Annotated in this window: 22 protein-coding genes and 1 other annotated feature; of the genes, 10 read left to right on the top strand and 12 right to left on the bottom strand. The window is 52.9% G+C overall.

Annotated elements, in window-relative coordinates; translation table 11 throughout:
• Window positions 1-124: 124 nt before the first annotated feature.
• Window positions 125-1,786, bottom strand: coding sequence for a DNA repair protein RecN (recN, locus tag HVX64_RS17385; RefSeq protein WP_042999683.1), 1,662 nt, complete (start codon window positions 1,784-1,786; stop codon window positions 125-127).
• A gap of 85 nt (window positions 1,787-1,871) precedes the next feature.
• Window positions 1,872-2,750, bottom strand: a complete 879-nt coding sequence (gene nadK, locus HVX64_RS17380) for an NAD(+) kinase (protein WP_042325929.1) — start codon at window positions 2,748-2,750, stop codon at window positions 1,872-1,874.
• Between the two features lie 122 nt (window positions 2,751-2,872).
• Here nadK and grpE point away from each other — a divergent pair, with 122 nt between their 5' ends.
• On the top strand, window positions 2,873-3,466 hold the full coding sequence (gene grpE / locus HVX64_RS17375; protein ID WP_042999685.1) for a nucleotide exchange factor GrpE: 594 nt from the start codon (window positions 2,873-2,875) through the stop codon (window positions 3,464-3,466).
• An 81-nt stretch (window positions 3,467-3,547) separates the two neighbouring features.
• On the opposite strand, the gene HVX64_RS17370 is transcribed toward grpE, so the two are convergent.
• The gene (locus HVX64_RS17370; RefSeq protein ID WP_042999686.1) at window positions 3,548-4,834 is read right to left on the bottom strand and encodes an HlyC/CorC family transporter; all 1,287 of its coding nucleotides are present in this window, start codon (window positions 4,832-4,834) and stop codon (window positions 3,548-3,550) included.
• Window positions 4,835-4,853: 19 nt separating this feature from the next.
• The gene (locus tag HVX64_RS17365; protein ID WP_042999687.1) at window positions 4,854-5,645 is read right to left on the bottom strand and encodes an inner membrane protein YpjD; all 792 of its coding nucleotides are present in this window, start codon (window positions 5,643-5,645) and stop codon (window positions 4,854-4,856) included.
• 165 nt (window positions 5,646-5,810) lie between these two features.
• On the opposite strand from HVX64_RS17365, the gene ffh reads away from it, so the two are divergent.
• The 7 genes from ffh (at window position 5,811) to HVX64_RS17330 (ending at window position 11,425) form a co-directional block, all read left to right on the top strand.
• Window positions 5,811-7,172 (top strand): signal recognition particle protein, encoded by a 1,362-nt coding sequence (ffh, locus tag HVX64_RS17360; protein WP_042325920.1) that lies wholly within the window; start codon window positions 5,811-5,813, stop codon window positions 7,170-7,172.
• A 270-nt stretch (window positions 7,173-7,442) separates the two neighbouring features.
• Window positions 7,443-7,691: a 30S ribosomal protein S16 gene (rpsP, locus tag HVX64_RS17355; RefSeq protein ID WP_042325918.1), complete on the top strand. Its 249-nt coding sequence runs from the start codon at window positions 7,443-7,445 to the stop codon at window positions 7,689-7,691.
• Between the two features lie 18 nt (window positions 7,692-7,709).
• Window positions 7,710-8,258 (top strand): ribosome maturation factor RimM, encoded by a 549-nt coding sequence (gene rimM, locus HVX64_RS17350; RefSeq protein WP_042325915.1) that lies wholly within the window; start codon window positions 7,710-7,712, stop codon window positions 8,256-8,258.
• Between the two features lie 44 nt (window positions 8,259-8,302).
• Window positions 8,303-9,070: a tRNA (guanosine(37)-N1)-methyltransferase TrmD gene (trmD, locus tag HVX64_RS17345; RefSeq protein ID WP_042999689.1), complete on the top strand. Its 768-nt coding sequence runs from the start codon at window positions 8,303-8,305 to the stop codon at window positions 9,068-9,070.
• A gap of 40 nt (window positions 9,071-9,110) precedes the next feature.
• On the top strand, window positions 9,111-9,458 hold the full coding sequence (rplS, locus tag HVX64_RS17340; RefSeq protein ID WP_012134695.1) for a 50S ribosomal protein L19: 348 nt from the start codon (window positions 9,111-9,113) through the stop codon (window positions 9,456-9,458).
• Window positions 9,459-9,593: 135 nt separating this feature from the next.
• Window positions 9,594-10,010: a DUF2946 domain-containing protein gene (locus HVX64_RS17335; protein WP_042999690.1), complete on the top strand. Its 417-nt coding sequence runs from the start codon at window positions 9,594-9,596 to the stop codon at window positions 10,008-10,010.
• Window positions 10,011-10,066: 56 nt separating this feature from the next.
• Entirely contained in the window at window positions 10,067-11,425 is a 1,359-nt protein-coding gene (locus HVX64_RS17330; RefSeq protein WP_044255209.1) for a PepSY-associated TM helix domain-containing protein, read from the top strand.
• Between the two features lie 3 nt (window positions 11,426-11,428).
• On the opposite strand, the gene HVX64_RS17325 is transcribed toward HVX64_RS17330, so the two are convergent.
• The 4 genes from HVX64_RS17325 to HVX64_RS17310 all read right to left on the bottom strand — a co-directional run bounded on the left by HVX64_RS17325 (window position 11,429) and on the right by HVX64_RS17310 (window position 14,176).
• Window positions 11,429-11,911 carry an OmpA family protein gene (locus HVX64_RS17325; protein ID WP_042999692.1) on the bottom strand — a complete coding sequence of 161 codons (483 nt, stop codon included), beginning with the start codon at window positions 11,909-11,911 and terminating at the stop codon, window positions 11,429-11,431.
• A gap of 15 nt (window positions 11,912-11,926) precedes the next feature.
• Complete coding sequence (gene dgcN, locus HVX64_RS17320; RefSeq protein WP_044255213.1) at window positions 11,927-13,150, bottom strand: diguanylate cyclase DgcN; 1,224 nt, start codon at window positions 13,148-13,150, stop codon at window positions 11,927-11,929.
• Complete coding sequence (locus tag HVX64_RS17315; protein WP_044255216.1) at window positions 13,143-13,661, bottom strand: YfiR family protein; 519 nt, start codon at window positions 13,659-13,661, stop codon at window positions 13,143-13,145. Before HVX64_RS17315 ends, dgcN begins: the two co-directional genes overlap by 8 nt.
• Before the next feature lie 140 nt (window positions 13,662-13,801).
• Window positions 13,802-14,176: a DUF2799 domain-containing protein gene (locus HVX64_RS17310; RefSeq protein WP_042999695.1), complete on the bottom strand. Its 375-nt coding sequence runs from the start codon at window positions 14,174-14,176 to the stop codon at window positions 13,802-13,804.
• 213 nt (window positions 14,177-14,389) lie between these two features.
• On the opposite strand from HVX64_RS17310, the gene aroF reads away from it, so the two are divergent.
• Together aroF and tyrA are read left to right on the top strand one after the other, a co-directional pair.
• Window positions 14,390-15,460 carry a 3-deoxy-7-phosphoheptulonate synthase AroF gene (gene aroF / locus HVX64_RS17305; protein ID WP_042325901.1) on the top strand — a complete coding sequence of 357 codons (1,071 nt, stop codon included), beginning with the start codon at window positions 14,390-14,392 and terminating at the stop codon, window positions 15,458-15,460.
• A gap of 10 nt (window positions 15,461-15,470) precedes the next feature.
• A complete protein-coding gene (gene tyrA, locus HVX64_RS17300) occupies window positions 15,471-16,592 on the top strand; it encodes a bifunctional chorismate mutase/prephenate dehydrogenase (protein ID WP_044255220.1) in 1,122 nt (373 codons plus the stop codon).
• Between the two features lie 101 nt (window positions 16,593-16,693).
• On the opposite strand, the gene pheA is transcribed toward tyrA, so the two are convergent.
• From pheA to bamD, 4 genes are all read right to left on the bottom strand, one after another.
• Window positions 16,694-17,854 carry a bifunctional chorismate mutase/prephenate dehydratase gene (gene pheA, locus HVX64_RS17295; protein ID WP_044255225.1) on the bottom strand — a complete coding sequence of 387 codons (1,161 nt, stop codon included), beginning with the start codon at window positions 17,852-17,854 and terminating at the stop codon, window positions 16,694-16,696.
• A gap of 22 nt (window positions 17,855-17,876) precedes the next feature.
• Window positions 17,877-18,001, bottom strand: a sequence feature (Phe leader region).
• Window positions 17,953-18,000 (bottom strand): pheA operon leader peptide PheL, encoded by a 48-nt coding sequence (gene pheL / locus HVX64_RS17290; protein WP_001386991.1) that lies wholly within the window; start codon window positions 17,998-18,000, stop codon window positions 17,953-17,955. Its footprint overlaps the feature before it by 48 nt.
• Window positions 18,002-18,103: 102 nt before the next feature.
• The gene (gene raiA / locus HVX64_RS17285; protein ID WP_003031244.1) at window positions 18,104-18,442 is read right to left on the bottom strand and encodes a ribosome-associated translation inhibitor RaiA; all 339 of its coding nucleotides are present in this window, start codon (window positions 18,440-18,442) and stop codon (window positions 18,104-18,106) included.
• Between the two features lie 270 nt (window positions 18,443-18,712).
• Entirely contained in the window at window positions 18,713-19,450 is a 738-nt protein-coding gene (bamD, locus tag HVX64_RS17280) for an outer membrane protein assembly factor BamD (protein WP_044255229.1), read from the bottom strand.
• Between the last annotated feature and the right edge of the window lie 70 nt (window positions 19,451-19,520).

Below are 19,520 nucleotides of genomic sequence, written 5' to 3'. Positions count from 1 at the left end.
GAGCAGTACGTGGCTCATATGTAATATGCCGATGATAATAGACCTTTCACCACTTTAAAACCTTTTGCTTACGGGTCCGACGGCGTTTTTGTTGTCTACTCTGACCGTTAAGGTGCAAAAAAGTTTACGCTGCCAGCAGTTCTTTCGCATTTGCTAGGGTGTTGCGCGTTACTTCGCTGCCGCCCAGCAGGCGCGCCAGCTCCTGCAACCGTGCGCGTTTATCCAGTGGTTGCATGTGCGTTTCGGTCATTTCGCCGTCGGTCTCTTTACTGACAAAAAAGTGCTGATGACCGCATCCCGCCACTTGTGGAAGGTGCGTGACGCACATCACTTGTGTTGACTCACCGAGCTGACGCAGCAATTTCCCGACCACTGCGGCTGTTGGACCACTGATGCCGACATCGACTTCATCGAAAATCAGCGCTGGGGTTTCCATCTTACGTGCGGTAATCACCTGAATGGCGAGAGCAATACGCGACAGTTCCCCACCGGAGGCCACTTTGGCAATCGGCTGCATCGGCTGGCCTGGGTTAGTTGTCACTTTAAACTCGACGCGGTCTGCGCCGTCCTGGCTCAGATGGTGCTCATCAAACGCCACGTCGATAGTGAAACGACCGTGTGGCATAGAGAGTGAGTGCATACTCTCGGTAATGAGGGTACTCAGTTCCTGGGCATAGTGCTGACGTTGCTCATGCAGCGCTTTCGCTGCTTCCAGCGCCTGCTGGCGGTGTTTGTTCACGGCCAGAGTCAACGTTTCCAGCGAGTCGGCCTGATCGTCGAGCTGCTGCTGTTCCTCCAGTAACGACTGGTAATACTGTGGCAGCGCTTCCGGACTGACGTGGTGTTTACGGGCCAGCGAAATTTGCTTCGAGATACGCTGTTCCAGTTCGAACAGGCGATTAGGGTCTAAATCCAGGCGATCGCAATAGTGGCGCAGCTCGTCACTGGCTTCCGTGAGTTGAATCGTTGCCTCTTCCAGCATATCAAGAATGCCTGAGAGCTTACCGTCCATACCGACCAGTTCACTAACCAGTTGCTTTGCGGTATAGAGCTGACTTTGTAGGTTAACGTCTTCACCGTCTGCCATCAGCGACAGCGCATTCTGGCTGGTGGAGAGAAGCTGGCCGCTGTTGGCCAGGCGCTTGTACTCTTCATCAATCTGTTCAAATTCACCCGGCTGCGGGTTAAATTCATTCAGTTCTTTAAGCTGATACTGCAGCAGTTCCGCACGAGCGGCACGTTCCTGACTCAGCTGCTGGTGATGTGCTAAATCACGGCAGCTCTGGTGCCAGAGTTGGTAACGCGCAGCCATATCCTGCACCCGCACGGATTCATTCGCGTAGCCATCAAGCAAGGATTTTTGGTGTTCAGCTTTGGTCAGCAACTGATGCGCGTGCTGGCCGTGAATTTGAATGAGCAGTTGTCCCAGTTCGCGAAGCTGAGAGAGGGGAACCGCAGTCCCGTTGATAAAACCACGGGAGCGCCCGTCGCTGCTGATCACGCGGCGAAGTAAACACTCACGTCCTTCTTCAAGCTGGTTTTCTTCCAGCCAGCGCAGGGCGGCAGGGGTATCCTTCAGCGAAAAACGGGCGCACAGGTCAGCACGGCTGGCGCCGGCCCGGACCATGTCGGCTTCAGCACGGCCACCAAGGCACAAGCCGAGCGCATCAATTGCAATAGATTTACCCGCCCCGGTTTCACCGGTGATGACGGTCATTCCGCTCTGAAAATCGATCTCAAGTTCACGAACGATAGCAAAATTGCTGATGGTCAGTTGTGCCAACATAATCGTTTTCCTGTATGAAAAACCATAACTGTAATTACATACAGTATAAACTGGTTTTTTATACAGTAAAGAGGTTGGTGTTAAATTAGAATAATTTTTTTGACCAGCCTAATTTGGTACTTAATGTATTGAAATAACTATAATCTTTAGGGTGGATGAGATTCAGGTGATAGTCACAGCGGCGGATCAGTACATCTTCACCTTCCTGGATCGGCAACGCGATCTGGCTGTCACAACTGATTTCGAGATCGTTACGGCGGTGCGAGAAGCGCAACCGAATAGTGCTGCTGCTGTTGATGACCAGCGGACGCGCAGAAAGGGTGTGCGGGAACATCGGCACCAGCGTGATGGCATCAAGCGACGGGGTCAGAATCGGCCCGCCGGCGGAGAGGGAATAGGCGGTGGAACCGGTAGGCGTTGAGATGATCAGGCCATCGGAACGCTGAGAGAAGGCAAAGCTTTCGTCAATATAGACTTCAAACTCAATCATATGCGCGACTTTGCCGGGATGCAGCACCACTTCGTTAATGGCGGTACTGATACGCTTCTGGCAGTCCTTCTGACACACCTGTGCTTCCAGCAGAAAGCGTTTTTCCGCGACGTAATGACCTTCCAGCACGTCGGCGAGCTGTTGCTGCGCGTTATCGGGGTCAAGGTCAGTCAGAAAGCCGAGATTGCCACGGTTGATACCGATCACTTTGATATCGTATCGCGCCAGCGTTCGCGCCGCACCCAGCATATTGCCATCACCGCCGACAACCACCGCGAGGTCTGCCTGCTGGCCAATCTCCGCCAGGGTGCCAATTTTCACATTCTTCAACTGCAACTCGTGAGCGATTTGTTGCTCAACAATGACCTCATACCCTTTCGTGCATAACCAGCGGTAGAGCATTTCATGTGTCGTGAGTGCCGTGGGGTGACGAGGGTGTCCCACAATGCCGATACACTTGAAATGATTATTCATTTTTTCGAGGTCCTTGTGACGAAGATTGATGACAATGTGAGTGCTTCCCTTGAAACCCTGAATCTGATCCCCATAATAAGCGAAGTTAGCGAGATGAATGCGAAAAAAACGCGGAGAAATTCATGAGTAGTAAAGAACAGAAAACGCCTGAGGGGCAAGCCCCGGAAGAAATTATCATGGATCAGCACGAAGAAGTTGAGGCGGTTGAATCAGACGCTTCTGCTGAGCAGGTGGATCCGCGCGATGAAAAAATTGCGAATCTGGAAGCGCAGCTTACTGAAGCTCAGACCCGTGAACGTGATGCGGTGCTGCGCATAAAAGCGGAAATGGAAAACCTGCGTCGCCGTACCGAACTGGACGTTGAGAAGGCGCACAAGTTCGCGCTGGAGAAATTCGTCAATGAACTGCTCCCGGTGATTGATAGCCTGGATCGCGCGCTGGAAGTGGCGGATAAAGCCAATCCGGATATGAAGCCTATGGTGGAAGGGATCGAACTGACCCTGAAATCGATGCTGGATGTGGTGCGCAAGTTTGGCGTTGAAGTGATTGCTGAGACGAACGTTGCGCTGGATCCGAACGTGCATCAGGCGATTGCGATGGTCGAGTCTGAAGACATCGCGCCGGGCAACGTGCTGGGTATTATGCAGAAAGGCTATACGCTAAACGGTCGTACGATCCGCGCGGCGATGGTGACCGTTGCGAAAGCGAAAGGTTAATCTTTCGGCTATTTATATTGCCGGATGGCGCTGATGTTTATCCGGCCTACGGCCCACTGGAAAACCGGCGGGCCGTTTTCATTACTCCGCGACACTCTCCCGCAGCGGTTTCACGGGCAACACTTTGACCTGTTTAATCATATTCTCCTGGACGTCGAGAATATCGATATCATATTGACCGATGCGCACGCGAGTGCCCGCAATCGGGATCTCTTCCAGTGCTTCCAGAATCACGCCATTTACCGTACGCGCGTCGTCTTCCGGCAGATGCCAGTTAAACGCTTTGTTAATTTCCCGCACGTTGGCGCTGCCATCGATAATCACCGAACCGTCATTTTGCGGCGTCACTTCCTCAGCCAGCGTAGGTGACATCGAGGTGGTAAAGTCGCCGACAATCTCTTCAAGAATATCTTCCACCGTGACCAGCCCCTGAATATCGCCATATTCATTGACCACCAGGCCGACTTTCTTTTTATTACGCTGAAATTTGATGAGCTGTGTGCTGAGTGGCGTGCCCTCCGGGACGAAGTAAATCTCATCGGCGGCGCGCAGCATGGTCTCTTTGGTGAACTCTTTCTTTTCCGACATTAACCGCCAGGCTTCGCGAACGCGCAGCATGCTGATAGCGTCATCCAGCGAGTCACGGTACAACACAATACGCCCGTGCGGCGAGTGCGATAGCTGACGCACGATGGACTTCCAGTCGTCATTGATATCAATTCCCATAATTTCACTGCGCGGCACCATGATGTCATCCACGCTGACCTTTTCCAGATCGAGCACTGACAGCAGCATGTCCTGGTTGCGCCGGGAAATTTGCGAGCGGGATTCATTCACGAGGGTTCGTAACTCATCTTTACTCAACGAACCGCTGATGACGATATCGGTTTTAATGCCCATCATGCGCATCAGTAATCGGGTGATGGTGTTGAGCAACCAGACCAACGGCATCATCAGAATCTGTAACGGCGCCAACAGGAAGCTGCTGGGATAGGCCACCTTTTCCGGGTACAGCGCCGCAATGGTTTTTGGCAGAACTTCGGCAAACACCAGCACGACGAAGGTCAGCACGCCGGTGGCGATGGCAACGCCCGCATCGCCATACAAACGCATACCGACAATGGTGCCGATGGCCGAAGCAAGAATATTGACCAGGTTATTACCAATTAGTACCAGGCTTATCAGGCGATCGGGCTTACGCAGCAGCTTTTCAACACGCTTTGCCGGACGGTTCCCTTGTTTGGCAAGGTGGCGTAAGCGATAGCGATTCAGGGTCATCATTCCGGTTTCGGAACCGGAAAAATAAGCGGAGATAACCACCATGACGATCAATGTGACGATCAGCGTGGTGGTGGAGATGTGTTCCAGGGGGCGCCTCCTTTAAGGCTTAGCTGACAAACTGCTGCAATATCCGGCTACCAAAATAAGCCAGCGTCAGGATCCCGGCGCCTGCGACGTTAAACCACACAACACGACGACCGCGCCAGCCTTCATGATAATGTCCCCACAACAGAACAATATAGACAAACCATGCGATGATCGAGAGCACCGCTTTGTCGATATTTTCCATGCTGAACAGATTGTGCATGTAAAACAGGCCGGTACACAGGGTGAGCGTCAGCAGAACCACGCCAATCTGCGTGATGTGGAACATCTTGCGTTCGATGCTCATCAGCGGCGGCATTTCATTATTGAACGCCAGCTTTTTGTTTTTAAGCTGATAGTCGATCCACGCCAGTTGCAGCGCGTACAGTGCGGCGATAATGAGTGTCGCATAAGAGAACAGCGACAACCCGATGTGGACCATCATTCCCGGCGTGGCTTCAAGGTGGGTGATGAACTCGTTCGGCATAAAGGTCGCGAAGGCCAGATTGATCAGCGCGAAGGCATACACCACCGGCAACAGCAGCCAGCCACGGTTGCGCGAGGCGACAATCGTCATCACCGTACAGATCATCAGGCTGACCAGCGAACCGACGTTCAGCAGGCTCAGGTTTTGTCCGCTATCACCACCTGGCAGAATGCGGGCTTCAAGCGCAATGGCGTGACACACCAGCGCGACAACCGCAGAAAGAATGGCCATACGCCGCCAGCCGCTGTTTTTTTGCAGCAGAGCGGGGACGATCAGCGCGAGGCTGACGGAATAGGCGACAAGGGCGAGCAAAGCAAAAACGGGCATAGTGGTGTCGACAGTTGGCCAGTGAGAAAGAGAAGCAGTATAGCGTTACGTGACCGCGGCTCCAACCGTTGCATAACAACAAAGACGGCTTCATGTTATACTGCGACAAAATTCTGTTCATGTGTCGCTTGAGCGACCAACCGTTTCCACCCCAGGCGAGAGACAATGTTTGATAATTTAACCGATCGTTTGTCGCGCACGCTGCGCAATATCAGTGGCCGCGGACGCCTTACTGAAGACAACGTTAAAGAGACGCTGCGCGAAGTGCGCATGGCGCTGCTGGAGGCTGACGTTGCGCTGCCGGTAGTGCGAGAGTTTATCAATCGCGTAAAAGAGAAAGCGGTTGGGCATGAAGTTAACAAGAGCCTGACGCCAGGGCAGGAGTTCGTCAAGATTGTCCGTAACGAACTCGTGGCGGCGATGGGCGAAGAGAACCAGAGCCTGAATCTGGCTGCGCAGCCGCCAGCCGTGGTGCTGATGGCGGGCTTGCAGGGTGCGGGTAAAACCACCAGCGTCGGTAAGCTGGGTAAGTTCCTGCGCGAAAAGCACAAGAAGAAAGTGCTGGTCGTCTCCGCTGACGTATATCGCCCTGCGGCGATCAAACAGCTGGAAACGCTGGCCGAGCAGGTTGGCGTTGATTTCTTCCCGTCGGATGTCGGCCAGAAGCCGGTCGATATCGTTAACGCGGCGCTGAAAGAAGCCAAACTCAAATTCTACGACGTGCTGCTGGTGGATACCGCCGGTCGTCTGCACGTTGATGAAGCGATGATGGACGAAATCAAGCAGGTTCATGCTTCTATCAATCCAGTAGAAACCCTGTTTGTGGTCGATGCGATGACCGGTCAGGATGCGGCGAATACCGCGAAGGCGTTCAATGAAGCGCTGCCGCTGACCGGCGTGGTGCTGACTAAAGTTGATGGTGACGCCCGTGGCGGTGCTGCGCTCTCTATTCGTCACATCACCGGCAAGCCGATCAAATTCCTCGGCGTTGGCGAGAAAACCGAGGCGCTGGAGCCGTTCCATCCGGATCGTATCGCGTCACGTATTCTCGGCATGGGCGACGTGCTGTCGCTGATCGAAGATATCGAAAGCAAAGTTGACCGCGCGCAGGCTGAGAAGCTGGCGACGAAACTGAAAAAGGGCGACGGTTTTGATCTGACCGACTTTCTGGAACAGCTGCGCCAGATGAAAAACATGGGCGGCATGGCGAGCCTGATGGGCAAGCTGCCGGGCATGGGGCAGATCCCGGACAACGTGAAGTCACAGATGGATGACAAAGTGCTGGTGCGCATGGAGGCGATCATCAACTCGATGACCCTGAAAGAGCGCGCGAAGCCGGAAATCATCAAAGGGTCCCGTAAACGCCGTATCGCACAAGGCTGCGGTATGCAGGTGCAGGACGTTAACCGCCTTCTGAAACAGTTCGACGACATGCAGCGCATGATGAAGAAGATGAAGAAGGGCGGAATGGCCAAAATGATGCGCAGTATGAAAGGGATGATGCCGCCAGGATTCCCTGGTCGCTAAAAACAAGGGTATAAGGCTATCTTGTTTGCCATTTTAGTTCCGGGGTGTGCTCGAAATGCTCACGTACTACGTGTACGCTCCGCTTTTTGCGCACACGCCGAAACGAAACTGGCTTCACCGATATACGCCTTCTATCCCTTGCTTACTGTCCAGCATCAAGATGCTGATTGCAATTTCCCCAGAAATCAGTAAAATTTTCGGGCTTTTAATATGACACCGGGCTCCGTTCCTCGATGGGGCCCGGTTGTTTTATTCACACAAGAGGATGTTATGGTAACTATTCGTTTAGCTCGTCACGGCGCTAAAAAGCGTCCGTTCTACCAGGTTGTTGTTACTGACAGCCGTAACGCACGTAACGGTCGCTTCATTGAGCGCGTTGGCTTCTTTAACCCAATCGCTAGCGAAAAAGAAGAAGGCACTCGCCTGGATCTGGATCGCATCGCTCACTGGGTTGGCCAGGGCGCGACCATTTCTGATCGCGTTGCTACGCTGATCAAAGAAGTAAGCAAAGCAGCTTAATCTGTCACGGTGGTCATGATGAGCAAGCAACTCACTGCGCAAGCACCCGTGGACCCGATTGTCTTAGGGAAAATGGGATCGTCTTACGGTATTCGTGGTTGGCTCAGAGTGTTTTCTTCCACTGAAGACGCCGAAAGCATTTTTGACTATCAGCCCTGGTTTATCCAGAAGGCGGGTCAGTGGCAGCAAGTACAGCTGGAAAGCTGGAAGCACCACAATCAGGATCTGATCATCAAGCTGAAAGGCGTTGAAGATCGGGATGCTGCGAATCTGTTGACCAATTGCGAAATTGTCGTGGATTCTACGCAACTGCCAAAACTGGAAGAGGGTGACTACTACTGGAAAGACCTGATGGGCTGCCAGGTAGTGACCACTGAAGGCTACGATCTCGGTAAAGTCGTCGACATGATGGAAACCGGATCGAATGACGTCATCGTCATTAAGGCAAACCTGAAAGATGCGTTTGGTATCAAGGAACGCCTCGTGCCGTTCCTCGATGGGCAGGTTATCAAGAAAGTCGATCTCACTACGCGGACTATCGAAGTAGATTGGGATCCTGGTTTTTAAACCACCGGATAAGCGGTAAATGACGGCGTGATGGGGATTGGCTTGTGTTTATAGGTATCGTTAGCCTGTTTCCAGAAATGTTTCGTGCAATTACCGATTACGGGGTAACTGGCCGGGCTGTTAAAAATGGCCTGCTGAACATCCAGAGCTGGAGTCCTCGTGACTTCACGCATGACCGGCACCGTACCGTGGACGATCGTCCTTACGGCGGCGGACCGGGGATGTTAATGATGGTTCAACCCTTACGGGATGCCATTCATGCAGCAAAAAGCGCGGCGGGTGAAGGCGCTAAGGTGATTTATCTGTCACCTCAGGGACGCAAGCTTGATCAAGCAGGCGTCAGCGAACTGGCTACGAATCAAAAGCTGATTCTGGTCTGTGGTCGCTACGAAGGCATAGATGAGCGCGTGATCCAAACCGAAATTGACGAAGAATGGTCAATCGGCGATTACGTTCTCAGCGGTGGCGAGTTACCGGCAATGGTACTGATTGACTCCGTTTCCCGGTTTATTCCGGGGGTTCTGGGTCATGAGGCATCGGCAACGGAAGATTCCTTTGCGGATGGATTGCTGGACTGCCCGCACTATACCCGACCTGAAGTGTTAGAAGAGATGGACGTCCCGGCAGTGTTACTGTCAGGAAACCATGCTGAGATACGTCGCTGGCGCTTGAAACAGTCGCTGGGTCGCACCTGGCTTAGAAGACCTGAACTTCTGGAAAACCTGGCTCTGACTGAAGAGCAAGCAAGGTTGCTGGCGGAGTTCAAAACGGAACACGCGCAACAGCAACATAAACATGATGGGATGGCGTAAGCCCCCGATTATCAGTTTACCCAGGATAAGAGATTAAATTATGAGCAACATTATTAAGCAACTTGAACAAGAGCAGATGAAGCAGGACGTACCTTCCTTCCGTCCGGGTGATACCGTGGAAGTGAAAGTATGGGTTGTTGAAGGTTCCAAAAAACGTCTGCAGGCATTCGAGGGCGTGGTTATCGCTATTCGTAACCGCGGTCTGCACTCTGCATTCACTGTTCGTAAAATTTCCAACGGCGAAGGCGTTGAGCGTGTCTTCCAGACTCACTCTCCGGTTGTTGACAGCATTGCTGTTAAACGTCGTGGTGCCGTTCGTAAAGCTAAACTGTACTACCTGCGTGAGCGTACTGGTAAGGCTGCTCGTATCAAAGAGCGTCTTAACTAAGATATCGCTCAGGCGACATCCTGTTAGAAGGGCTGGCCAGTTGGCTGGCCCTTTTTTTATCTCCGTAATACTCACAACGTTAACTTTCAGTTCATAAATCATTTACAATGCCCCTCATTCTCTGCGGGAGGGACAGTGAATAACGGTAAATTTCGTCAGTCAGGTTTTCAGCGGCACGCGGCATGTCTCGCGTTGTTTGCGATCCTGCTGATTGTCATTGCCCCGCTAATCTCCGTTGCACTGCAAAAAGATCCAATGAGCGCGATGCCGGGTATGCATCATGAGATGAGTTCGATGGCGAAGCACACCGGGCATCACGGTGATTCTCCTTCCATTCCGATACCTGTCGATCACGGCGAAGCCTGTGGCTATTGTGTATTACTGGCTCATGTTCCAGGGCTTATCCTGGCGATGATGATTCTGCTCTGCGGCGTTCTGCTCAGAGTGCAATGTCAACCCACTCGTCCGACGGTAAAACACTGGTATTTCTTCCCCTGGCTGTATCCTGATACGCGCGCGCCGCCGCGCAGGTCCTCACTTTCCTGTTACTGAAAATAAGATTGACGCATAAGCGTCACGATACTCTTTTGCTTTTTCTGAGGAAAAGTATGACAACCTGCACACCGCGCGCGGCATGGATAACCCTGCTGCGACGCCTTCATTTCTATATCGGCCTGTTTGTCGGGCCATTTATCTTTGTTGCCGCACTGACCGGCACGTTGTATGTGGCGACGCCGCAACTGGAAGAGGCCATTTACGCTCAGGCACTTAACGGGACGACGCAGGGAGAGACGCAATTGCTGGCGGCACAGGTTGCGATCGCGCAGCAGGTGACCGGTGGGCACCTGCGCCTGCACGCCGTCCGCCCTGGATTGGAGCCGGGCGATACAACGCGCGTCATGTTTGCCGACCCTGCGCTGGCGGCTTCTGAACATCGGGCCATTTTTATCGATCCGGTAACCCTGGCCGTGAAAGGCGATATGCCGGTGTACGGCACCAGCGGTATCCTGCCGCTGCGGCAGTGGATTGATTATGCCCACCGTTCGCTATTGTTGGGGGAGGTCGGGCGTCTCTACAGTGAACTGGCGGCATCCTGGATGTGGGTGGCGGCGCTGGGCGGTATTACACTCTGGTCAGTAACGCGACCCCGGCGCCGGTTGAACAATCCGTTACAAAACCACCGTCGCTTGCACGTTACGCTGGGATGGCTGTTGTTAGTCGGAATGCTGCTGTTTTCAGCAACCGGACTGACCTGGTCGCAGTGGGCAGGCGGCAATGTGGATAAAATGCGCGCCGCGTTTGGCTGGCTGACGCCACAGCTTAACGCTCAACTTCATGGTGCTCGCCCGCTTCATGATGAGCACGCAGGCCACCATGGCGGCAGGGAGATGCCTGCGGCTCAGGTGAATATCCGTCAGTTCGATACCGTATTACAAACTGCGCAGACAGCTGGCCTCAATGCGCTTCGGATGGAAATTCGTCCGCCGAAGGATGCGCAGCACGGGTGGACGGTAACGGAAATCGATCGCCGATGGCCTACGCAGGTTGATGCCGTTGCCGTTGACCCGACGACGCTTCAGGTGACTGACCATACCCGATTTGCCGACTTCCCGCTGATGGCGAAGTTGACGCGCTGGGGTGTCGATTTTCATATGGGCATTCTGCTGGGATTGCCGAACCAATTACTGCTGATCGGTTTTGGCGTTGGCCTTTGCCTGATGATCGTGATTGGTTATCGGCTGTGGTGGATTCGCCGCCCTGCGGGCCCATCAGCCAGTCCGGCGCAGACGCTGGTTCAAAGCTGGCTCATGTTGAGCGTTTGGGGGCGTACAGGTGTTGGGTTACTGGCGATGACGCTCGGACTGGCAATGCCGGTGCTGGGGGGGAGTCTGCTGCTGTTTATGCTGGTCGACTGGCTGCGCTGGGTTCACGCGTCACGCGCGGGAATCGTGCAGCCAGCCGACTGAGGACTAAGGCGTGCTGATGACCACGGCGACACGGCGGTTTTCAGCGCGACCTTTCGCCGACTGGTTGCTGGCGATGGGGTATTTTTTCCCTAATCCCTGAGTGGTCAGATTGGTGCGCGGAATCTTCGCACCTTCTGACCACGCGTCCGCCACGACATTGGCGCGCTTGAGTGATAACGCCTCATTGTAGCTGTCCTCGCCATAGTTATCGGTATGCCCATCCATACGCGCATGATTCAGACCGACTGAAGCCAGACGAGCGGCCATCGACTGAATCTGCTGCTGGCTTTCCGCACGCAGTTTGTAGTCATTCTTATCAAACAGGATAGTGTCGGAAAGCCCCAGGGACCAGTCTCCCGCGGATTCAGTAAATCCGTACGATTGCATGGCTGCTATCTGCTCAGGGGTGAATTTGCCCTGTGGAGCCTGACAGCCTGCCAGCAGTAGTGTGGCAAGAATGAATGGGGATAAAAGACGCTTAAGCATGTGTGCATTCCTTTTTTATTTTATCGAGCGCACAGCGCGCTGATGTTTAGCCTGATACATATTACGATCGGCCAGTTCTTGTAATTTCTCGGCGGAAGCGTGCTCCCAGGTCAGCGCGTAACCCATACTCAGTGTCATACTGACTAAATGCCCGTTATGCAGGTCAAAAGGACGATTAAACTCTTGTGACAGCGCGGCGCTGATTCGCTGGACTTCATAGTCTGAATGGACGCCGTAAAGCACGACGGCAAACTCATCTCCGCCGAGGCGATAAGGAATATGGCGGTTGCCGCCAAATTCAGCCAGTCGTCTGGCGACTTCAATCAGCACGCGATCGCCTGCGGCATGTCCCCAGGTATCATTTATAAATTTGAAGTTATCGCCATCAAGAAACAGAAGCGCTGAGCTGCTACGGGCTGAATTGTCGTTCATCAGGGCGCTGATGCTGCTCCGGAACGCCGCCCGGTTTGCCAGCCCGGTCAGCGGATCGTGCAGCGCCGTTCGCAATAATTGTGCATTTTTGGCCTGCAAACGCAGCTGCCACTCTTCCATTTCATCCAGCAGGCTGTTGAAGTCCTGGGCAAAGTTGTGGAACTCTTCAATCCGCTCTTCAGAGACGCGGCGGGAGAAGTTACGGTTGGTACGCACATCGTGCACCACCTCGGTGATATTTTGCAGCGCCTCAACCACACCACGGTGCAGGTGACGCGTCAGCAAAATGGCAATACCGGAGGCCAGCAGAATCGACCCGGTAAGTACCGCCAGAGAAAGCCAGATGAAGTGGCTGATTAAGCTGTCGCGTGCGGTAAGTCGAACTTCACCGATAATTTCACCACTGTGCCAGACGGGCTGGGCGACGGGAAAGGGAAAGAGCCAGTGACTAATAAAATCCCCTAGCTTATCGTCGTTCTCCAGCGCGTTGTAGCGCCAGGAGGCAATGACATTCTGATTATTGTCGCGAACCTCAGCGGCGGAAAATTGCCCCTGTTGGCCGAGCGCGGCCAGCGTTTCTGCGGCGGCGGCATCATCGGCGAATACCAGCGCAGCTTCCAGACTATGGGTCATTGTCGCCGCCGTGAGCTCAAGGTTCCTTTGTGCATACTGTTTTAACGTCAGCACCGAGGCCACACATAGCAGCAGCCAGATCAAGGTCATGGTCACGATCACGCTGGTGATGTTAATGCGTCGCAACGCTCGCTTAAATGTGGGACGGGGGGTTGGGGAAAGATCCTTATCCATTTTTATTATTCCGTGCGAGCATCAATACATCCGGATTGACTCTTACGCCACTGCGTGACAAGGAATCCAGATTAACGGCGAATCTGACATCATTATTGTTAATAATCAGACAAAAGGTGCTGCCAATAATGCATTCGGCATTCTGTTCTGCAATTAATAACAACGCCTTAGACGGATATTTATTCGCTAATTCAACCTGAGCAGTGGGAGATTCGCTGCCGAAATAAACACCATCACAACGCGCAGTTAATGCTTCTTGTTCGGTGTAAATAATAACAGGTTGATAAGGCAGCGACGTATCACTGCTGTCTCCCAGGACGTTGACGAACCGGGAAGACGAGAAAATACACAGTCTGGGTGGCCCTGAGAGGGCAGGCCAGCGCGTATAGCTGACAATGCCAGAGACCATGGTGCGAACGTTCTTCGCCGCATCAGGGATGTCATTTGCAAAAACTGGCGATCCTGCCAGTAAGAGCACCAGCAGCATCAGGCATCGGTGAGAAGCGGACATAACGATTTCCTCACCAGCATCTTTTATCAGTCATCAAAATACATCCATGTTTTGTTTAAAGCAAAATAGCATTATTTTTGCGGAGCGTCATTATACCTTGTAGATTAACGTATACGCCTTAAGCTAAATCTGACTAAATATTAATTCAGACGTATTGAGCCAGCATTTTCATCGGCACCTTGTTGCCATGCTTCACGCAACTGGCTGGCATTTTCTACGGTATCGCAACTGGCAGGGAAGGTTTTCCCCGTTACGCCTCTGGCATAGACAAAATTTTGCTGACAGGTTTTACGCTGACCTTCTGCATAACCGTTGAGGTATTGCGAACGATCCACCTCCGGGTCGTTAAAGCTATCGGCCAGCGTTTCATTATCTTTAACCGCAACGCCGGAAATTGCATCTTCGATACCGGCGTCATACCAGTTGGTACTGGTCCATGTTGGCGCGTGGGTGTAAGGATCGATCTGGCAGCCACTAAGCAGAAAAATGACTGCGATACTGACTCTTCTCGTCATTGCTCGTTCTCCTGTTTTTCAAAGCATAGCGGACCGTACAATAACCGTGTGTAAATTATTATGTACGATGTGATGGGCTTTAAATCGAACAAATGTCTATTATGTAACGTAATGTTTACGTATTTTGGATTGATATCTTTACTCGTTGTGTTATCGTTACGTCATCCTCACTGAGGAAAACTATCGCAAACGAGCTAAAACAGGATCGCCATCATGCAAAAAGACGCGCTTAACAACGTACATATTACCGACGAACAGGTTCTGATGACCCCGGAACAACTTAAAGCGGAATTCCCGCTGAGCCTGGCGCAAGAGGCGCAAATCGCCCAGTCCCGCAAAACCATTTCTGACATCATTGCCGGTCGCGATCCGCGTCTGTTAGTGGTGTGCGGTCCGTGCTCCATTCACGATCCTGAAACGGCCCTGGAATATGCTCGTCGATTTAAAGCCCTTGCCGCAGAGGTCAGCGATAGCCTCTATCTGGTGATGCGCGTCTATTTTGAAAAACCCCGTACTACCGTTGGCTGGAAAGGGTTAATTAACGATCCTCATATGGATGGCTCTTTTGACGTTGAAGCAGGTCTGAAAATTGCGCGTCAACTGCTGCTTGAACTGGTCAACATGGGACTGCCGCTGGCGACGGAAGCGCTGGATCCGAACAGCCCGCAGTACCTGGGCGATCTGTTTAGCTGGTCTGCGATTGGCGCGCGAACCACGGAATCGCAAACGCACCGTGAAATGGCATCGGGTCTGTCGATGCCGGTGGGCTTCAAAAACGGCACCGACGGCAGCCTGGCGACGGCGATCAATGCCATGCGCGCGGCGGCGCAATCGCACCGTTTTGTCGGTATTAACCAGGCAGGTCAGGTTGCGCTGTTGCAAACCCAGGGCAACCCGGACGGGCATGTGATCCTGCGCGGCGGCAAAGCGCCTAACTACAGCCCGGCAGATGTCGCCCAGTGCGAAAAAGAGATGGAGCAGGCGGGACTGCGGCCGTCACTGATGGTAGATTGCAGTCATGGTAATTCCAATAAAGATTACCGTCGTCAGCCTGCCGTGGCGGAGTCGGTGGTTGCGCAAATTAAAGATGGCAACCGCTCAATCATCGGCCTGATGATTGAAAGTAATATTCACGAAGGCAACCAGTCCTCCGAGCAACCGCGCAGCGAAATGAAGTACGGCGTGTCCGTTACCGATGCCTGCATCAGTTGGGAAATGACGGACGCGTTACTGCGTGAAATTAACAAAGACTTGAACGGCCAGTTGGCGGCGCGCCAGGCTTAAGAGGTTCGTTATGGTTGCTGAATTGACCGCGTTACGCGATCAAATTGATGAAGTAGACAAGGCGCTGCTGGATTTGCTGGCGCGCCGTCTGGAACTGGTGGCAGAGGTCGGGGAAGTCAAAAGCCGCTTTGGCCTGCCGATTTATGTACCGGAACGCGAAGCCTCAATGCTGGCTTCGCGCCGAGCCGAAGCGGAAGCGCTCGGCGTACCGCCAGATCTGATTGAAGACGTACTGCGTCGAGTGATGCGTGAATCCTATTCCAGTGAGAACGATAAAGGGTTTAAGACGCTGTGTCCTTCGCTGCGCCCGGTGGTGATTGTCGGCGGTGGCGGTCAGATGGGACGGTTGTTCGAGAAAATGCTCACCCTGTCGGGTTATCAGGTGCGGATCCTCGAACAGCATGACTGGGATCGCGCGCAGGAGATCGTCGCGGATGCCGGCATGGTGATCGTGAGTGTCCCGATCCATCTGACGGAACAGGTGATCGCAACATTACCGCCGTTGCCCGCCGACTGTATCCTGGTCGATCTGGCGTCGGTGAAAAACGGACCTTTACAGGCAATGCTGGCGGCGCACGACGGGCCGGTACTCGGTCTGCACCCTATGTTTGGCCCGGACAGCGGCAGCCTGGCAAAGCAGGTGGTGGTCTGGTGCGATGGACGTCATCCGGAAGCTTATCAGTGGTTCCTGGAGCAGATTCAGGTCTGGGGCGCGCGGCTGCACCGTATTAGCGCCGTCGAGCACGATCAGAACATGGCGTTCATTCAGGCGCTTCGTCACTTTGCGACCTTTGCTTATGGTCTACATCTGGCAGAAGAAAACGTGCAGCTTGAACAGTTGCTGGCGCTCTCTTCTCCGATTTATCGCCTTGAACTGGCGATGGTGGGACGGCTGTTTGCTCAGGACCCACAGCTTTACGCCGATATCATTATGTCGTCGGAGAGCAATCTGGCACTGATTAAGCGCTATTACAAACGTTTTGGCGAAGCGATCAGTTTGCTGGAGCAGGGAGATAAACAGGCGTTTATCGACAGCTTCCGCAAAGTGGAGCACTGGTTCGGTGACTACGCGAAGCGCTTCCAGAGCGAAAGTCGTACGCTGTTACGCCAGGCGAATGACAGTCGACAGTAATGGCAGGATTATGCCGGATAGCGCCGCTAAAGTGCCTTATCCAGCCTATGCAACATAAACAACAGGCCGGACAGGCATACGCCCTCCGGCCTTGTTGCACGTTAGCTCGGATCGACTGGCACCACGTTCTCACTGGGATAGCAACCCAACACCTTCATGGAGCGAGTAATCTCGCCCAACTCCTTGAGCGCCTTCTGCATCTGTGGGGATTCCAGATTGGCCTGGATGTCGAGATAAAACATCTCTTCCCACGGATTGCCGTGTATGGGGCGGGATTCCAGTTTGGTCATGATCAGATTGTGGTTACGCATCACCAGTAGCGCTTCCACCAGCGCGCCCGCCTGTTGTCCTGTCGCCATCAGCAGCGTTGTTTTGGCTGGCACCTGGTCAGAAACATTGATCGCTTTACGCGCCAGCACGATGAAACGCGTGATATTTTGCGTCTGATTTGCCTCGATACGTTCAAGAACCTGTAAACCATGCAGCACGCCACCGGCTTCGCTTCCGAGCGCAGCAACGTGCGGAGAGTTCGCCTGAGCGACCTTTTCCATTGCGGCGGATGTGCTTTCGGTGTACTCAATTTTCCAGTGCGGATAACGACTGAGGAACTTGCTGCACTGCTGGAACGGCTGCGGGTGGCTGTACACCGTCTCAATGGTGTCGAGGTCCGTGGTACCGGAAACCAGCACGCAGTGATCGATAGCCACCGTCATCTCACCCACAATGGAGAGACTGGTGTGCTGGAGCAGATCGTAGACATCGTTAATCCCACCCGAGCTGGTGTTTTCAATCGGTACAACTGCGTAATCGGCCTGGCCGGTTTCAACCTGATTAAAGATATCGGCAAACTTTGTACAACCGCTCTCAATAAACTGCTCAAAGTGACGGGCAGCGTACTGACGTGCCGCAAGATGTGAGTAAGAGCCTTTTGGTCCCAGGAACGCCACGCGCGCAGAATGCGGGTTGATCTTATTCAGATGTTGCTGGAGCAGCGCCTGCTGGGTGAGAACGGAGTCTTCGATGATGAGTTGAAAAAGGCGGGTGATGTAGTGCGCATCCAGATGATGGGCTTTGCCAAGCGTAATCAATCTGTCCAGGAGATCGCGCTCGCGGTCGATATCCCGTACCGGGCGATGGGATTCGAGCTTGGCTTTGCCGACTTCAACTGCCAGCCCACGTCGCTCGGCCAGTAACGCCAGTAATTTTGCATCCAGCGCGCTGATTTTATCGCGCAGCGCCAGTAATGGGTTTTCCGATGTCATAGTGTTGCCTTTATTGTTATCAATAAAAAAGGCCCCCCGGTGTGGGAGGCCTTAATGTTCGTCTTCGCATTCTTTTTCACACGACGAAAGCCTCCCATTCAGGGGAAGGTAAAAAAGAATGCGAAGAAGAACGGAGTGTGTTTCATATCAGTTTCCTTAAGTGATGTCAGTAAAGTACCCGTACTGTTTTCACCCTGTCAACAAAAAACGCGCCCGAAGGCGCGTTGGCGATACACTCAATGTAAGGGACTACTCTTCTTCTGCTTCGACGAAGTTGGCGTCTTTTACTGAAGTTGTTGCACGACGGGCTTCGCCTTTGTGCTGCACTTTATTGAGCTGCCGTTCCAGCTTGTTGATCAAATCGTTAATAGCGGTATACATATCTTCGTGTTTTGCGCTGGCGACCAGATGTCCGTTCGGTGTATTGATGGTGGCATCAGCAATGAAACCCTGTGGCTCCTTGGACAGAATGATATGTGGATTAATGAGATGGGTTTGCCATTTTTCAAGTTTGGCGAGACGGTCTGCGACATGTTGGCGAATTGCCGGAGTAATTTCCATTTGTTTACTGGTAATGTTCATTGTCATAAATTTTACCTCTTGTCTTTCCCGTCTTGGTGATTCCAGCATACCGTTCCTAATGTCAAAATGTGTGATTTAAATCACATTATTTTGTCACTTTTTGTCAAGGGTACCTTTTTGTGAGTTATCGCAGGAAGAGGTGATTTTTAACTTGAGGAAAGCCAGAAAGCAGGCCATATTTGATGAGTTGCGTCACGCAAAAGTCATCAGCGCCACGACGCGAAACGGATAAAAAAACGGCAGCTCAGCGCTGCCGTTTTTGCATCTGAAAATCGATCAGGTGTTGCTGCTGTTAGCGGCGATAATCTTCGCCACTTTGTCAGCCTGCGCCGTCATCTGCATTTCGCGATAGGCATTTTCCATCAACGGCAGGGCATCACGCGTTGCCTGCGTATCCGGGAAATCGCGCAGCATACCTTCTACACGGTTAACCACGGCAACCCATGCACCGCGCTGAGTGTAATAATCCGCAACGGAGTACTCATATTTCGCCAGACGATCTTTCAGGAACACCAGACGTTTGGTGGCGTCGGTGGTGTACTGGCTGTTCGGATAACCGCGAACCAGTTTCGAAAAGTCATTGAACGCAGCTCGCGCATGCTGAGGGTCACGGTCGCTACGATCAACACCAAAGAACCCTTGTAATGCGCTGTCATCTAACGCCATATTGGTCAGGCCACGCATATACATGACATAATCAATGTTAGGATGAGTTGGATTCAGGCGGATAAAGCGATCGATAGCAGCCTGAGCAAGCGGCAGATCGGCGTTTTTGTAGTAGGCGTAGATGAGATCTAACTGCACCTGCTGAGAATAAGGACCAAATGGATAGCGGTTATCCAACGCTTCCAATTGCGTTATTGCCTGTTTCCAGTTACCGTCCTGCAGCTTTTGCTGAGCAGTCGCGTAGATTTCATTAGGCGGATTATCGGGCACCTCTTCCTTTGAACCAGAGCAACCCGCCAAAAACAGGCTCAACGTGGCTGCTGCCACCAGATATTTCATGCGCGTCATGACGTTTTGACTTTCCTCAAAATGTTTTACGGGAGATTCTCTGTTCCTGCTCCCGGTTAAGACCAGCTAC

It is taken from the genome of Citrobacter sp. RHB20-C16, assembly GCF_013890155.1.
Classification (GTDB): Bacteria; Pseudomonadota; Gammaproteobacteria; order Enterobacterales; family Enterobacteriaceae; genus Citrobacter_A; species Citrobacter_A amalonaticus.
Note: the sequence above shows the minus strand (reverse complement) of the source record. Positions and strands in the feature narration are given on the sequence as shown.

Coding starts and splice junctions, on each gene's coding strand:
- HVX64_RS17310 (WP_042999695.1), bottom strand. CDS start 14,176: ATGACGAGAAGAGTCAGTATCGCAGTCATTTTTCTGCTTAGTGGCTGC.
- HVX64_RS17365 (WP_042999687.1), bottom strand. CDS start 5,645: ATGCCCGTTTTTGCTTTGCTCGCCCTTGTCGCCTATTCCGTCAGCCTC.
- nadK (WP_042325929.1), bottom strand. CDS start 2,750: ATGAATAATCATTTCAAGTGTATCGGCATTGTGGGACACCCTCGTCAC.
- aroF (WP_042325901.1), top strand. CDS start 14,390: ATGCAAAAAGACGCGCTTAACAACGTACATATTACCGACGAACAGGTT.
- dgcN (WP_044255213.1), bottom strand. CDS start 13,150: ATGGATAAGGATCTTTCCCCAACCCCCCGTCCCACATTTAAGCGAGCG.
- rpsP (WP_042325918.1), top strand. CDS start 7,443: ATGGTAACTATTCGTTTAGCTCGTCACGGCGCTAAAAAGCGTCCGTTC.
- raiA (WP_003031244.1), bottom strand. CDS start 18,442: ATGACAATGAACATTACCAGTAAACAAATGGAAATTACTCCGGCAATT.
- bamD (WP_044255229.1), bottom strand. CDS start 19,450: ATGACGCGCATGAAATATCTGGTGGCAGCAGCCACGTTGAGCCTGTTT.
- HVX64_RS17325 (WP_042999692.1), bottom strand. CDS start 11,911: ATGCTTAAGCGTCTTTTATCCCCATTCATTCTTGCCACACTACTGCTG.
- recN (WP_042999683.1), bottom strand. CDS start 1,786: ATGTTGGCACAACTGACCATCAGCAATTTTGCTATCGTTCGTGAACTT.
- tyrA (WP_044255220.1), top strand. CDS start 15,471: ATGGTTGCTGAATTGACCGCGTTACGCGATCAAATTGATGAAGTAGAC.
- ffh (WP_042325920.1), top strand. CDS start 5,811: ATGTTTGATAATTTAACCGATCGTTTGTCGCGCACGCTGCGCAATATC.
- rplS (WP_012134695.1), top strand. CDS start 9,111: ATGAGCAACATTATTAAGCAACTTGAACAAGAGCAGATGAAGCAGGAC.
- pheA (WP_044255225.1), bottom strand. CDS start 17,854: ATGACATCGGAAAACCCATTACTGGCGCTGCGCGATAAAATCAGCGCG.
- grpE (WP_042999685.1), top strand. CDS start 2,873: ATGAGTAGTAAAGAACAGAAAACGCCTGAGGGGCAAGCCCCGGAAGAA.
- HVX64_RS17315 (WP_044255216.1), bottom strand. CDS start 13,661: ATGTCCGCTTCTCACCGATGCCTGATGCTGCTGGTGCTCTTACTGGCA.
- HVX64_RS17330 (WP_044255209.1), top strand. CDS start 10,067: ATGACAACCTGCACACCGCGCGCGGCATGGATAACCCTGCTGCGACGC.
- rimM (WP_042325915.1), top strand. CDS start 7,710: ATGAGCAAGCAACTCACTGCGCAAGCACCCGTGGACCCGATTGTCTTA.